We start from the raw sequence: 14768 nt of genomic DNA on the forward strand, positions 1-14768 counted from the left end.
ATTCTCCTTGTTGATCTCGTCATTCCGCCGCTGCGGCATAAGGGTTGGCCGGACGGGCGAGACCAAGATGCTCGCGCAATGTCCTGCCGGTATATTGCCGCCGGAAAAGGCCGCGTTGACGCAGGATCGGCACGACCTCGTCAACAAAGACCTCCAGGCCGTGGGGCAGCACATCCGGCATGAGATTGAAACCGTCAGCGGCCCCCGCGCTGAACCACCGCTCGATATCGTCGGCGACATCCTTCGGCGTGCCGACGATGGTACGATGGCCAGTGCCGCCGTTGAGTGCCCGGATGAGGCCGCGCACGGTCAGACGCTCGCGCCGCGCAAGCGCCAGTGTCGCCCGGAAGAAAGTATGGCCGCCGTCCGGCGGGAGCGGAATATCTTCCGGAAGCGGCGCATCGAGATCGAGGCCTCTCGGATCGAGCTGCAACACCCCTGCAAGGCGCGACAGGCTGTATTCCAGTGGGATCAGTTCGCGGAGCTCCTCCTGGCGGCGGCGCGCCTCTCCCTCGGTGCTGGCGATGATCGTTGCAAGGCCGGCCAGGACCAGGATGCCGTCCGCCGGCCGGCCGAAGCGGCTGGCGCGCCGCCTGAGGTCGGCAGCGTACTCCAGGGCTTCCTCGAAGGATTGCGAGGCGGAAAAAACGGCTTCGGCGTGTTCGGCGGCAAGTTCCCTTCCGTCATCGGAGCCGCCGGCCTGGACAAGGACCGGGTGGCCCTGCGGGGGGCGCGGGATGTTGTGCGGCCCATGGACGGAAAAGTGCTTTCCGCGATGGGCGATGGCATGGACCTTTGCCGGATCGACAAAACGCCCCGTCGCGACGTCGCCGACAAAAGCATCCTCTTCCCAGCTGTCCCAGAGGGCCTTGACGATTTCGGCGAATTCGCCGGCGCGCTCATAGCGGCTGCCGTGGGCGACCGGTTTTTCCAGTCCGAAATTGCGGCTTTGAGACAGGTCCGCGCTGGTGACGATGTTCCACCCGGCCCGCCCCCCGCTTGCATGATCGAGCGTCGCGAACCGCCGCGCGAGATTGTAGGGTTCGTTGTATGTCGTCGACGCCGTGGCGATCAGACCGATCCGCTCCGTATGGGCCGCGACCAGGGCCAGTACGATGGTCGGCTCCAGCGACGTCAATGGCCGGAAGTCCACCCGGTCCGAGATCGCCGCCTGGTCGGCGAGGAAGACCGCGTCGAAAGTGCCGCTTTCGGCGATCCTGGCGACATTGATGTAGTGGTTGACGTCGAATGAAGCGCGCGGATCGCTGCCCTCCATCCGCCAGGCGGCGGGGGAGAAGCCGGAATGCAGGATGTTGATGTTGAGATGAAGATCGCGCCGGCTCATTGAAAGATCCCAGGCTCGGGATATTCGCCCGTCAGAAACCATGTCCCGACATTGCGGGTCTTATACTCTGCCGGATTGTGCAGCGTGTGAATGCGGACGTTGCGCCAGAAGCGGTCGAGGCCGTAGGGGCGGACGGCCGAGCGCGCTCCCATGACCTCGAAGATCTCGCTGGTCACTTCGAGCGCGACGCGACCCGCAAGGACATTCGCCGAGGCGACGGCGATCGCGGCCGTCCCCCGGTCGGCCTCCGTCAGATCCTGTCCTTTTTCATAGACCGCATCGACCGCTGTCAGGGCGCGGTCGGCAAGCGCGGTTGCCGCCTGGACCTTGATCCAGAGTTCGCCGTACTGGCGTTTGATCCAGGGATCGTCCTGATGACGCTCGACACCGGAAAAAATCCAAGGGCGCGATCTGGAAACAGTGTAATCCCGCGCGGCGATAAACGCTCCCTGGGCGCTGCCGATGAAGACGTTCAACAGCACGCTTTGCTGCTGCAGCGGCGCAAGCAGCGCGATCGGATCGCGCGGCCGCTCGGGCACGATCTCATCGGCGTGGATTTTCACGTCCTTGTAAAAGACCCGGCCACTTCCCGTCTGCCTCTGTCCGATGCCGTCCCAGTCGTTGGCGATGGTGACACCTGCGCGTGTGGGCGGGATATAAGCGATGCTGCGCGCGTTGGTCTCTTCGTCCTCCCAGGCAACCAGCAGATAATCGGCCACATGCGACCCCGAGGCGAACGGCCTGAACCCGTTGAGGACAACCCCATCCGCTTCGCGCCGCCCGAAAAGGCTTTTCGAAAAGCTGTTGCTGGTATTGCCCCAGAACCAGCGTCCTGCCGCCGAACGACGGAGAAGGTCGCGGGCGTGAGCGTCTGGTCCGGAGTTGATCGCATTTTGCAAGGGGCTGAAATGGTATCCGAACAGATGTCCGAGCGATCCGTCGGCCTTGGCGAACTCGCGAACGATCCGCATCGCCGTCGAGTAACGCTCGCCGATGCCGCCGAATTCCTCAGGGATCAGCAGGTTGACCAGTCCGCTTTCCTTCAACAGCCGGATCTGTTCTTCCGGTCTGCCGCCGGTTTGGTCTCGCTCGATCGCATCCCTTGCGAAAATATCGCGCAGCTCCGTCGCCTTGGCGATATGGGGGTTCGTTCTGTCCGGCTCGAAAAGCTCAGGCGAGGGGGTGGGTCGTTCGAAGCTAGCGGGTTTTACGGTCATGGCTCGTCACTCCTCATTTGTGCAGGCGCGGAAAGCCGTGCCGCTCGGAAAGCAGCTCGAGAATGCGATCGGTCGTGTTGACAAAACGCTTGCCGTTCCAATCGCCCGCATCAGGCGGGGCTGCCTCGGCAAGAATGAAGACCGGCAAGGACTGGTTCTCTTCACCGACCTCTTCGATGACTTTGCGACGCGGACGAGGGAAGGGTACCCGCTCGACATCGATCGTTGCTGCAAGCTGCGGAAAACTGGCAAGCAGCCCTTCGATCGCGTTGCAATGAGGGCAGACAAAGGTGATGCCGGGATGTTTCGGATCTGAAAAGCCAGGCTCGATCAGGTAGAGTTTGTCACGCGCCATTGATCTTGTCCTATTCCGCGGCTGCCGCATTGTTGACGGCAAAGCGATTGACTGGACGCTTGAGGCCGAGATTTTCTCGAAGTGTCGTACCCTCGTACTCGGTGCGGAAGAGGCCGCGGCGGCGCAGCTCCGGCACGACGAGTTCAATGAAATCGGCAAGGCCGCCCGGCATCATCGGCGCCATGATGTTGAACCCATCCGCACCGTAGTTTTCGAAGCGCTCTTCCATCACGTCCGCGATCTGAGACGGCGTACCGACGACCTGCCAGTGTCCACGGGCGCCGGCGATCCGCAGATAGAGTTGGCGGATGGTGAGGTTTTCCCGGCGGGCGAGATCGAGCACCAGTTCCTGGCGGCTCTTGCCGGCGTTGGTTACCGGCAGATCGGACGGGATCGGCCCGTCGAGCGGATAGGGGCTAAGGTCAACGCCGCTCAGCTGTGACAACAAGTTGAGGCCAACCTGCGGCTGGATCAGCTCCTGCAGTGCTTCGAACTTCTCCTGAGCTTCCGTCTCGCTGCGGCCGACGACGGGAAAGATGCCGGGCAAGATCTTGAGATCGTCGGGGGAGCGGCCGTATGTGCCGAGCTTTCCTTTGACGTCGGCATAAAAGGTCTTGGCCTCATCAAGCGTGATGTGCGCGGCGAAAATCGCTTCTGCGGTGCGGGCGGCAAGCTCTTTGCCCGGCCCCGATGCGCCCGCCTGAACCAGGACGGGGCGTCCTTGCGGCGAACGCGGAATGTTCAGCGGGCCGCGCACCTTGAAGTGCCGCCCCTTGTGGTTGAGCCTGTGCAGCCTTACCGGATCGAAATAGCGGCCACTTTCCCGATCACGGATAAAGGCATCGTCATCCCAGCTGTCCCAGAGACCGAGCACCACGTCGGCGAATTCCTCGGCCCGATCGTAGCGGTCGGCATGCAGGATCTGCGCCTCATGACCGAAATTATAGGCGGCCTCCGGGTCTGACGACGTCACCAGGTTCCAGCCGGCGCGGCCGCCGCTCAACCGGTCGAGCGATCCGAACTGGCGGGCAAGGTTGTACGGGTCGGAGAAACTGGTCGAGGCCGTGGCAATCAGGCCGATGTTGCTCGTGACGCTTGATAGGGCAGACAGGAGCGTGATCGGCTCAAAGGGGTAGACGCCGCTATGCGCTTTCCGGCTTGCGGCTTCGACATCCTTCAGCCGAGCGGCCACGCCGTCAGCGAAGAATATCGCGTCGAACTTTGCCGCTTCGGCAAGCTTGGCGAGTTCGAAATAGTCCTCGAAATCGGTTCCGACCGAAGCCTGCGGATGACGCCATGCCGCAACGTGATGGCCGGTAAACAGCAGGAATGCGCCAAGCTTGATCTTATCTTTACGTCTACCCATGAGATGTCCCTTCAGCGGTACATTGCCGGCACCGGGAATTCGCCCGAAAGGAGCCAGGTGCCGATCGTCCGCTTTTTATATTCAGCTGGATTATGGAGAGTGTGGGTGCGGACATTGCGCCAAAAGCGGTCGAAACCGTTGGCATTGGTTGCCGAACGCGCGCCCATGACCTCAAAAATTTCACTTGAAACTGCCAGGCCGGCCTCGCCCGCGTAGACGTTGGCTGTCGCGATGTCGATTGCCGCAGCACCCCGATCACCGGCAGTCAGACCGGGCCCCTGGTTGAAGGCTTCGTCGAGGCTGCGGGCAGCCTTGTCTGCGAGTTCGGTCGCGGCGAGCGTCTTGATGTAGAGTTCGCCATATTGCCGTTTGATCCACGGATCGTCGGTGTGTTTTTCGACGCCGGAATAGATCCAGGGACGCGACAGGGTCGAGCTATATTCCCTGCCTTCGTCCAGAGCGCCTTGGGCGCTACCGACGAAGACATTGAGAAGGACGCTCTGTTGTAGCAGCGACGTCAGCGAGGTATAGGGCGTCAAAGGGACCTGCGGCGAACTGATCAGCTCTTCGTCGAGGATCTCCAGATCTTTGAAGCTGACGGTGCCGCTGCCTGTCTGGCGCTGGCCGATACCATCCCAGTCGTCTTCGATCACGATGCCGGCCCGGTCAGCCGGAACAGCAGCAGTCAGCCGCTCTCCCTCCGGATTTTCCCATGACACCTGGATGTAGTCCGCAATGTGGGATCCGGAGGAAAACGGGCGCGAGCCGTTCACGACCCAGCCGGTGTCGGTGCGCCGGCCCGACGAGGTTTTCGACATCGCATTGCCGGAGTTGCCCCACATCAGATTTCCGGCGGCTGACGCGCGCAGCCAGTGGTCTTTCTGCGCGCTCGAGCCACGAAAAAGCACGAGGTTGAGGGGAAGATGATGATAGCCGTAGAGATGGGCCAGCGAGCCGTCGGTGCGGGCAAATTCTCGCACGACACGCAGGATCGACAGCCAGGAGGCTCCCCGTCCGCCGTAGCCGACCGGGATCTGGGCCGACGGCAAGCCGCTTTCTTTGAGAAGCCGGATCTGCTCAACCGGCCTGCCACCCTGCTTGTCGCGCTTGACCGCGTCTTGATGAAAAATCGTCTTTAGCTCGATGGCCCTGGCAATGAAGGGATCCGTTACATTGCGTTCGAAAGACATTTCAGCCCCATACCTCTCCGCCATGTGGCAGCGCTTCGGGCTCAAAGGTTCGGCGAATGTCGGTTCAAGTCCAGCAATATCTATTTGAGTTCACGGCAAGAGATTCTTTCTCGCGCCAGGTCGCGACGTGGCACGCGAGTTGCCATTGACGTCGGCTCGATGGTCGAGTCCTGCCAAGAGCAAGTACTCGAACACTCAGCGGTCGGGCATTCGACTGCCGAGGACAAATTGGTACCGCTCTGGTCGAATAAAAAATTCAGACTTTTCGGCGCAAGCGCCCGTTTCGAAATAGGAGCTCCGTTCCAGCACAAGCAGGACCGCATGTTCAGCCGCTCCGATCAGCGACGTTATCCGAGGCGAAACAGCACGCGCCCCGATCGCAATCTCAGCGGAGACAATGTCGGCGCCGGCTTTGTCTTTCAGTAGTGCATAAGTTGGTTGCTGTTCGGCGATCTCTCGCTCCAGCTCCGACATGAATGCCGGCAAGAAGCTTCGGCCCAATGCAATCGGCTCGTCGTTCACCACATGAAGCCGTTCCAGAAGTGCGCATGTCGTTCCGAACAGCGGGATGAAAGCAGACGGTGTTTCAATTGCGGTCAACTCGACAATCCGCATCGTAGCATCGAAGCCCTGGATTTTCAGCGATTCATGAAAGCTACGCAGTGTATCAATTTGATGGCGCACCTGCTTGCCGGCCACGAAAGTGCCTTTGCCTTTCCGGCGTTCAATCAACCCATCTCTATCGAGCTGTTGGAGCGCCAGCCGCACGGTGACGCGACTGACTGTGAAGCGTGCCATAATTTGCGATTCCGACGGGAGCCGTCCGGACGGCTCATAGGCGCCTTCGGTGATCTCGGCACGAAGCCGATCGGCGATCTGCTGGTACATGGCCACCGGGTTATTGCGTATGAGACTCATCTATTTTCCATAGGGTCGAAAACACCACGAAGCAGCGAAGCTTTGGAATAGCGTTCCCTTTTGCTGCCACACAAGGGGAACTCTTCACGTTGATGACCTGTATTATAATGTATTAGAAATTGGGACAACTCCAATCCAGGGTCGTCCTAACGCAACATGGCATCTCCAGTTATCCCAAGGCAGGTTTCATCCGGTGCCGCCTTCTCGGTGGACCGCATGGCTTTCGCCTATCCCGAAAGCCGACGCGCCGTGTTCGAACGGTTTTCGCTGAAGGCTCGGCCGGGAGAATTCGTGGCGATCCTGGGTCCGTCCGGTTGTGGCAAGTCGACGCTCCTTAATCTTCTCTCGGGCTTCCTGCGCCCGCAATCTGGGCATATCACCATAGACGGTGTGGCTGTTGTCCCGGAGCATCCGGTCCTCGGATATGTATTTCAGTCGCCAAACCTCTTCCCTTGGTTGAGTGCCCTGGAAAATGTTCGCTTTGGCCTGCGCATGAATCGCCGTGGATCTGCGCAGGAGCAGAGAGCCGTCGCGCTTAATTTTCTTCGACTTGTCGGTCTGGAAGAGCAGGCACATGAGCCACCTCACCGATTGTCGGGCGGCCAGCGTCAACGGGTTGCGCTGGCGCGCTCACTGGCGCTCGAGCCGCGCCTCCTGCTCATGGACGAACCCTTCGCAGCGCTCGACGCCCTGACGCGCGCATCCCTTAATGACGAATTGCTGCGCATCTGGTCGGGCTTGGGGAAGACCGTACTGTTCATCACCCATGACATCGACGAAGCGATCTATCTTGCCGACAGGGTTCTCGTCCTTGGGCTACCGCCGACGGGCATCACCGCTGAAGTGGCGATCGACCTGCCGCGTCCTCGCGATCAGCGCGGCACGAGAGCCAATCCTTTATTCGCGCAACTTCGCGAACAGCTCTCGGAGGAAATTGCCAAAGTCATGATCAGCAATCAACCCGTTACCTGAAGGGAGCATCCGATGAAACACATTCTACCTGCAGTTCTTCTCGCCCTTGCAGCCGCTTTGCCTGCCCATGCCGAGGACCCGCGGCCGCTTCGCATTGGCTGGGTCCAGGCTATGGCGAATGCACCTGCCCTGATCGCCGAGGAGAAAGGTTATTTTCGCGACGAGGGGTTGAACGTCGAGCTCAAGGGTTTCGGCGATGGTCCCGTCATCCAGCAGGGGGTGGCTGGAGGCGAAATCGATGTGGCCTATATCGGTGCGCCCCCGGTCTATCAATGGGCGGCGCGCGGTCTTGAGGCGAAAATCATCGCCAAGGTCAACTATGGTCAGGCAGCGGTAATCGCGAAGACTGACGGTCCGATCCACGCCCTTTCCGATCTCAAGGGCAAGAGGCTTGCCGGCGTCAACAGGGGCAGCGGCATGGACGTGCTGCTGCGTGGCTACGTTCTCAAAGAGGCCGCCGGCCTCAGCCCGGACGCAGATCTTGCGCTGTCGCAAATGCCCGTGGGTAACATGAACGCTGCCCTCGATACCGGCGTCGTCGATGCAGCCTTTTTGTGGGAGCCCTTCATCAGCCAATCGGTGCTCCGCGGTACAGGTCGCGTCGTCTTCGACGTGAACGGAGCTTTGCCCGGCTATCCCTGGTACGTCATAGCAGCGCCTGCCAAGACGCTGAAGGAACGCCCGGACGATCTCGTGAAATTGTTGCGAGCGAATTCGAAGGCCATTGCGTTTCTGCGTGAGCATCCCGAAGAGGCCGACAGGATCATCGCCCGGAGCTTTAAGCTGGAATCCCTGACGGCCGCGGACGGACGTATCGTTCCGCCGGAAGCGATCGTCACGGAGGCGAGGAAGCGCCTTGGGTGGTCGGCGGAAATCGAGCCGTCCGATCGTGCCTTCATCCAGCGGCTCATCGACTACTCGGTGGCCCTCGGCTTTCTCGAAAAGCGCTTGAATGTCGACGACATCATTGACGACAGCTTCGCCGCAAAAGCGGCCGCTCAGCGATGAGATCCGATCGATGAAAAAGTTGGCAGCGCGGCTGCGTTTTCCGCAACCGTCCTGGCGCTGGGCAGCGCTTCCGTTCCTCCTTGTCGTGTGGAGCATCGCGGCAAGCCGCGTTCCCTCCTATGTGCTGCCGCAGCCGTGGGACGTCGCGGCCGAGGGGGTTCGCTGGATCCGGTCGGGCGAGTTGGGTCGCCAGGTCATGGCGAGCTTGTTGCGCGAATTCGGCGGCTTCGGCGCGGCCGTCGTGGCCGCTGTGCTCATCGGCGTGTCTGCCGGACTTTGGCGGCCGTTTCGCGAATTCGTCCAGCCGCTGCTCGGTCTCTTCATGGCCATCCCTCCGATCGCCTGGGCGCCGTTGTCGCTGATCTTCTTCGGCCTTGGATATCTCTCCATTGCCGTCGTCATATTCATCGCATCGGCCTTTCCGATGGCCCAGACGATTCAGGAAGGCGTGCTTTCCATCAGCAGCGGCGAGGTGCGTGCAGCGCGCATGCTGGGTGCCAAAAGGCTGCAATTGCTGGCCCATGTATATCTTCCCGCCTCTCTCCCGTTCCTCACTGCCGCCTTGCGCATCGGTTTTGCCCAAGCGTGGCGGGCGCTTGTTGCAGCCGAGATGATCGGCGCATCTCAAGGTATCGGCTGGATGGTCGCCATGGGCGGGCAGGTTGGCAATTCGGCGCAGGTGCTTCTCGGCATCGCGCTGATAGGAGTTACCGCGTGGCTGATGGAGAGCCTCGTGTTTCGACGGATAGAGCGCCGCTACGAAGGCTGGCGCGGACAATAACGGACGTTCCCCATGACAAAGATTTTGCCAGACAAGACGATTCAAGCCAGCGCCCATTCTCCGATGGGCCTTGCCGATCATTTCGATACTCTGCCCTTCCTCGGCCGTCTAAGCTGTCAGAGGCAGACGCTGACGGCGGGCGAGTGGACCGAATTGGAGCTCGTTTATGAGGTCGGAGCTGTCGGTCTCGCAGACGGAGCGTGGCTGAAGCTTGCCTTCAAGTTCTATTCCGACTGGGCGCTGTTCCAGACAACGGAGCCGACGGGCGCCAACTATATTTCCGCCGAATACCACGCCGGTCCTCTGGTTTCGGGGCAAAGCCCAGGTACCGTTCAAGCACTGAAGGTGCGTTTCGATCAAAAGGGACACGAACGTCCCTTCCAGAAGGCGGTCATCATCGACGTCGTCGACGGCTATCTCAACCCCGGCGACAGGATCGTCATCCGTCTGGGCGATCGGCGGCAGGGCGGCGCCGGCACACGTGTGCAGACTTTCGTGGAGAAAGTGTTCCGTTTCCGGCTGTTCGTCGACCCGCTGGGCAGCTCAAAATTTGCGGAGGTGCCAGGCGACTGCAAATTGGAGATCGCGGCCGGGCAGCCGCATGCCCTTCAGGTCATCGCGCCGCGGCTGGTTGGCAGCGGTCACTTCTTCGACGCTATCGTGCGCGTCGACGATATATGGGGAAACACTTGCCAGGACCGCGACCTGCATGGTGCGCTCGTCATTACTGCCCCGGATGGCGGGCAACGAACGGAGCTGGTGGCCTTCGCCACGGAAGGCTGGACATTTGCGCGGATTTCCGCCCTTTCCTTCGCTGCTGCCGGCGAGTGGAAATTGGAAGCATGGCTGAATGACGAACCCGGCGTTGCCCCGGGCGTCGCTTATGTCCAGAGCGAAGAGGGAGCCTTGCGCCCTCTCTATGCCGATCTGCACGTTCATTCCGACGACACCGTTGGCACCAATGATGCCACCTATAATCTCACCTATGGGCGCGACATCGCCGGACTTGACGTGGTGGGCTACACCGTCAACGATTTCAACATCACCGAGACGAACTGGGACGCGGCCGTCAAGACCATCCACGAACTCAACGAGCCCGGCCGCTTCGTCTGCTATCCAGGCACCGAATGGTGCGGCAACTCCGCTGCCGGTGGTGACCGAAACGTCGTCTTCCTGCGCGACGGTAAGCCCCGGTTTCCGTTCGACGAGCAGGGGCGCTCACTTCGCTCTTTCGAATGGAATGAGACGACGGCGGGAGCGATCCGTCCTGGGATATGGCCGGTTGACCGGCTCTATGGAGCCTATGAGGATGATCCGGAAGGCCATTTGATGATCCCGCATGTGGGTGGCCGGCGCTGCATTCTGGACTGGAACCATCCGGAGCTGGAACGCCTCATCGAAATTGGCTCCGCCTGGGGACAATTTCATTGGCTCTACGCCGAAGCTCTAGCTCGCGGACACAGAGTTGGCGCTTCCGCCGCCAGCGACGAACATCAGGGCCGATGCGGCGGTGGTGCGCCGGCCACCGGAACCTTCGGTGCACGTGGGGGACTCACCGGCGTCATCGCCGACGGTTTCGACCGTGCTGGCGTTGGCGCTGCACTTCGGGCGAGGCGCACTTTTGCCACGACTGGTGAACGGAGTTTTGCGGTTCTGTCCCAAGGCAAACATTTCATGGGCGAGGTGTTTGATGCCCAGCCCAATGAGCCGCTCTCTTACCGCCTGCTCGGCCACGCCGGCTGGGAGGAAGTTCAGCTTTTCGACGGCGACCAGATGGTGTGGCAACGCGATCTGCATGCCGAAGCTGGCTTCAGCGAGCGCAGTATGCGGATCCGTTTCGGCGGCGCGCGAATAAAGGATCGCTATCGCGCGGCCTATTGGAGCGGCGAGGTGGCTGTTACCGGTGCAGCGCTTCTGGATGTGCGCGGCATCGGCTTCGATCATCCCGAACAAAGCGTTTGGCGCACTGGGTTAGGCACTCTCAGCTTCAGGACGGCAACACATGGCGACGTCGACGGAATCGAAGTCAAGCTTTCGAATCTGCGCGACGCGCGCATCGTCGTCGCCGCTAAGCTGCACGGCTACAGCAAGATCGGCGATCCGCTTCAGCCGCCGCCACATGTCCATGCTCCCGAGGTGTTGCTAGAGGCATGCGGAAACGAGCTGATCGCAAAGGGCTCCATCTCGGTCGATCTTCCGGGCGTCGAGCTTAGACTTCTGTTGGAGCGTGTCACCGATCGTCCCCTTCCACGCGATCTCTCAGGCGAGATACCGCTGTCGGGACTAAAATTGAGCCAGGGCCGCGAACACCCTCTTTTCCTGACAGCGAGACAGAGGGATCAATCCCGCATTTGGACGTCACCGCTGTTCATGACAGCTTGAAATGAGCATAAGCTACAATCCGGAAGGTGGTGACTGGCTTCCACTATCGGAACGTGAAATGCTGCCAAACGGCCGATGCCTGGAGAAGGCGTCCTGGTACCCAATACGGTCGCCAGCCGGACTGGCTTTGACTTCGCCTTGGAAAAACGCTGCGGAATCCGTTACTTTGACATTGGTCGGATCAAAATCAGGACGTTGGACTTGGCGCATCGTGTGGGCGATCTGGAAATCAATCTTTTGCTCACGCTCGACGCGCTGCTGCGCGACGAAAACGTCACGCATGCGGCCGCAAGGCTAAATATTACCCAATCTGCCTTGTCCGGTCGGTTGAACAAGCTTCGGCAGATCCTCAATGACCCGCTGTTTCTTCCGGCGTCGACTGGACGGGGCGTAACGGCGACGCCGCATGCCCTGGCAATGAAGCCGGAATTGGAGCAACTTCTCGAGCGCTTGAAGCAATTCGCGCAGAGGGCCCATCTCTTCGATCCCGCATCGAGCGATCGCACATTCAGGATCGCAGCTTCGGACAATCCTGCGGCAATCCTCGCTCCCGACCTGCTTCCTCTTATTCATGATCGGGCGCCCGGCCTCAGGATCGCGTTCATCTTTCCCGACAGGAGCAGGATCGGCGAGCTGTTGGAGCATGGCGACCTCGATCTCTACATCGGCGCACCGGATGATGCGCCCCAGGATCTGATTGGCCGCAGCCTGTTCGACGACGAACTGGTAACCGCCCAGCGGATCGGTCATCCCCGCGGAACCGGACCGTTGTCCCTCGATGAATTCTGTTCGCTTGACCATCTGTTGATTTCGTCAAACGGGGGCATGTTTTCGGGGATTATTGACGGAGCCCTGGCTGAGCACGGTCGAAGCCGCAGAGTGACGGTGTCCGTTCAAAGTTATGCGCTCGCTCCTCTCCTCGTGGCGACGACCGACTGCCTGTGCACGCTGCCGAGGCGGTTGCTCCAACGCTTCACCCACAGCCTTGACCTTTTCGAACCACCACTCGCCCTCGGCAGGTTCGCATTGAAATACTTCTGGCATCCGAAGATGGCGGCGGACCCCGCGCATCGCTGGCTGCGGTCCATGGTGGCTGAAGCGGCGCTTGACAAGGCCTGAGGCGGAATGCAGCCATCAGGCAAAGCGATAGGTCACATGATCCATTGCGATTGGTCCTCGACGTCGGAGAATGGCACTTTTGGGTCGGCCGCAAGAACGGCCGCCGAGAGCTGGATCTCGCTTTAGACGTCGAGCCGATCGACATCGTCCAGCGTCATTCAGTTCAAGCATCAGATGAGCGGTCGCAAGCCAGCTTGTCTTCTCGCCACTGACGTTTCCGGCGCGCATTCCAGGCCACTCGCTCACTCTTTGTCGCTCCTCGCCGCCATCTGTCCGGCGACGGGTTTCAACGTCCAAAAAAGCAGGAATGAAAGAACATGACAACTGCAAGAACCCTACTCTTCTCGACCGCCGTGGTCCTTCTGACCGCGGGTTCTGCACCCGCCTTCGCAGTCGACAACGCACCGGCGACGGCGAGCTACCAGCAGGTCACCGACGGCTACTCCTTTCCTTTTGGTGATTTGCGGATCACAGCCCTTTCGGATGGCACCGTCCCGCAGGATCTCTATAAGCTCCTGATCGGAACATCCCACGCCCATACCGACGATCTCCTCGACAAGGAATTCCTCGCAAACCCCGTCGAGGCATCGATCAACGCCTTTCTGATCCAGGACGGGACGCGCACCATCCTTGTCGACACCGGCTCCGGCGACCTCTTCGGACCGGGGAATGGCGGCAAGCTCCTCGACAGCCTTTCCGGCGTCGGCGTGAAGGCCGGTGACGTGACGGACGTTCTCATCACGCATATTCACACGGACCATACGGGCGGCCTGGTGCGCAACGGTCGACCCGCATTCCCCAACGCCACGGTCCATGTGAGCGCTCCGGACCTGAAATTCTTCCTCGATCCCTCCAATGCCCGGAAGACAGGCTATGCGGATCAGTATTTCGACGAGGCGGCCAAGACGATTGGTGTCTATGAAAAGCTGGGGAAGGCGAAGACATTCGGCGACGGCGACACGATCTTGCCCGGCATCGCGACCTCCTTACATCCAGGCCACACGCCAGGCAGCGCCTTCTTCACCGTCACGAGCAAGGGCCGATCCATGACTTTCATCGGTGATGTGATCCATGTCGCAGCGGTCCAGTTTCCCGATCCGAATGTAACAATCGTCTACGACGTCAATCCACGGGACGCCGCGGCCGTGCGGAAGGAAACCTTCTCAGATTTTGCCGCGCGACGCGAACTCGTCGCCGCGCCGCATCTTCCCTTCCCTGGCGTCGGCTACATTCGTGCTGAAGGCCCGGACTCGTTCTCCTGGCATCCGGTCGAATATCGCAACCGCGCCGGCCAATAGAGCCTGACGAAACGTGCCGCCCCCGATTGGATTCAAAGGCTTGAGCCTTGCCAGGCCAGTGAACGAACCGGGGCGGTGCGCCTATCCGAACCTCCATGTAATCCTCGGGCATTGGGGCGAGCTGGTGCTCTTCTATCTGAAGCGGCTTGTCATGCTCGATCGGGTGTCCTGCTGCTAACTGACTCGGTCGATAGCTTCTGGGTGGTGAACGCGCCGGAATTCGAAGGAAAGGCGTTCAAATCGATCACGCAGGGAACTGTGGATCTGGCGCAATATCCAAGGCCCGACAATCAAACGCCGCCGGAGCAGGACAGCGCCGGTTTGGCGACATTTATTGGCTTCGCAAGAGAAAAACCGGCCGTCAAGGCGCCTATGTTCGGGCATCCCGACCGCTTGACAGAGAGCGCGGTCTGCCTAGTTGCGCCGGTGGACGGCTACGACAGGCAGATGGAAAAGATCCTGCAAAACGCAGGTCGTCTCCAGGGAGCCACCAAACCGATCCTCGAAATCAACTTGGCGCATCCCGTGATTAAAGCCATCGCGGCCGTAGAGGACGATGCCTCTTATCAAGAGGACGCAACGTTCCTATTGCTCGACCAAACGCGCATCCTCGACGGCGAACGGCCACAAGATCCCCGAGAAATCGCGCAACGGCTGGCGAGGGTTTTCGAGAGGTCAGTTCGGTCGTAGGGTTAGCCTGTTCACACTTTGCTTACCACTCGACGTGGCGATCTCGCTCGGCTCCATGTCAGGAGCCGAGCCTTCCCGGCCCCTATGGCTAAGGGTTACATTAGCTTGCTGTCGCGGCCCTCGCGGC

Annotated in this window: 12 protein-coding genes and 1 pseudogene; 7 read left to right on the forward strand and 6 right to left on the reverse strand. The window is 60.6% G+C overall.

Translation table 11 applies throughout. The annotated features are described in order from the left end of the window. Positions 1-19 precede the first annotated feature (19 nt). The 6 genes from CUJ84_RS27310 to CUJ84_RS27335 form a co-directional block, all read right to left on the reverse strand. Positions 20-1345 (reverse strand): LLM class flavin-dependent oxidoreductase, encoded by a 1326-nt coding sequence (locus CUJ84_RS27310; protein ID WP_105008774.1) that lies wholly within the window; start codon positions 1343-1345, stop codon positions 20-22. Then, positions 1342-2562 (reverse strand): acyl-CoA dehydrogenase family protein, encoded by a 1221-nt coding sequence (locus CUJ84_RS27315; protein WP_105008775.1) that lies wholly within the window; start codon positions 2560-2562, stop codon positions 1342-1344. The genes CUJ84_RS27310 and CUJ84_RS27315 overlap by 4 nt, the downstream gene beginning before the upstream one ends. Before the next feature lie 13 nt (positions 2563-2575). Next, positions 2576-2917 carry a DUF3088 domain-containing protein gene (locus CUJ84_RS27320; protein WP_105008776.1) on the reverse strand — a complete coding sequence of 114 codons (342 nt, stop codon included), beginning with the start codon at positions 2915-2917 and terminating at the stop codon, positions 2576-2578. A 10-nt stretch (positions 2918-2927) separates the two neighbouring features. Then, complete coding sequence (locus CUJ84_RS27325) at positions 2928-4283, reverse strand: LLM class flavin-dependent oxidoreductase (protein WP_105008777.1); 1356 nt, start codon at positions 4281-4283, stop codon at positions 2928-2930. 11 nt (positions 4284-4294) lie between these two features. Next, entirely contained in the window at positions 4295-5473 is a 1179-nt protein-coding gene (locus CUJ84_RS27330; RefSeq protein ID WP_105008778.1) for an acyl-CoA dehydrogenase family protein, read from the reverse strand. Between the two features lie 195 nt (positions 5474-5668). Next, positions 5669-6391: a GntR family transcriptional regulator gene (locus CUJ84_RS27335; RefSeq protein WP_105008779.1), complete on the reverse strand. Its 723-nt coding sequence runs from the start codon at positions 6389-6391 to the stop codon at positions 5669-5671. Positions 6392-6607: 216 nt separating this feature from the next. On the opposite strand from CUJ84_RS27335, the gene CUJ84_RS27340 reads away from it, so the two are divergent. The 7 genes and pseudogenes from CUJ84_RS27340 to CUJ84_RS27370 form a co-directional block, all read left to right on the forward strand. Further along, entirely contained in the window at positions 6608-7363 is a 756-nt protein-coding gene (locus CUJ84_RS27340; RefSeq protein WP_196236932.1) for an ABC transporter ATP-binding protein, read from the forward strand. A gap of 12 nt (positions 7364-7375) precedes the next feature. After that, positions 7376-8371 (forward strand): ABC transporter substrate-binding protein, encoded by a 996-nt coding sequence (locus CUJ84_RS27345; RefSeq protein ID WP_027690879.1) that lies wholly within the window; start codon positions 7376-7378, stop codon positions 8369-8371. Positions 8372-8381: 10 nt separating this feature from the next. Further along, entirely contained in the window at positions 8382-9152 is a 771-nt protein-coding gene (locus CUJ84_RS27350; RefSeq protein WP_105008780.1) for an ABC transporter permease, read from the forward strand. A 12-nt stretch (positions 9153-9164) separates the two neighbouring features. After that, positions 9165-11534 (forward strand): hypothetical protein, encoded by a 2370-nt coding sequence (locus tag CUJ84_RS27355; RefSeq protein WP_105008781.1) that lies wholly within the window; start codon positions 9165-9167, stop codon positions 11532-11534. 75 nt (positions 11535-11609) lie between these two features. Further along, positions 11610-12653, forward strand: a complete 1044-nt coding sequence (locus CUJ84_RS27360; protein WP_245457572.1) for a LysR family transcriptional regulator — start codon at positions 11610-11612, stop codon at positions 12651-12653. Positions 12654-12970: 317 nt separating this feature from the next. Further along, positions 12971-13951 carry an MBL fold metallo-hydrolase gene (locus CUJ84_RS27365; RefSeq protein WP_105008782.1) on the forward strand — a complete coding sequence of 327 codons (981 nt, stop codon included), beginning with the start codon at positions 12971-12973 and terminating at the stop codon, positions 13949-13951. Positions 13952-14116: 165 nt separating this feature from the next. After that, a pseudogene (locus tag CUJ84_RS27370) lies at positions 14117-14641 on the forward strand (molecular chaperone HtpG); the annotation flags it as partial. Between the last annotated feature and the right edge of the window lie 127 nt (positions 14642-14768).

The sequence above is a fragment of the Rhizobium leguminosarum genome (assembly GCF_002953715.1).
Classification (GTDB): Bacteria; Pseudomonadota; Alphaproteobacteria; order Rhizobiales; family Rhizobiaceae; genus Rhizobium; species Rhizobium leguminosarum_V.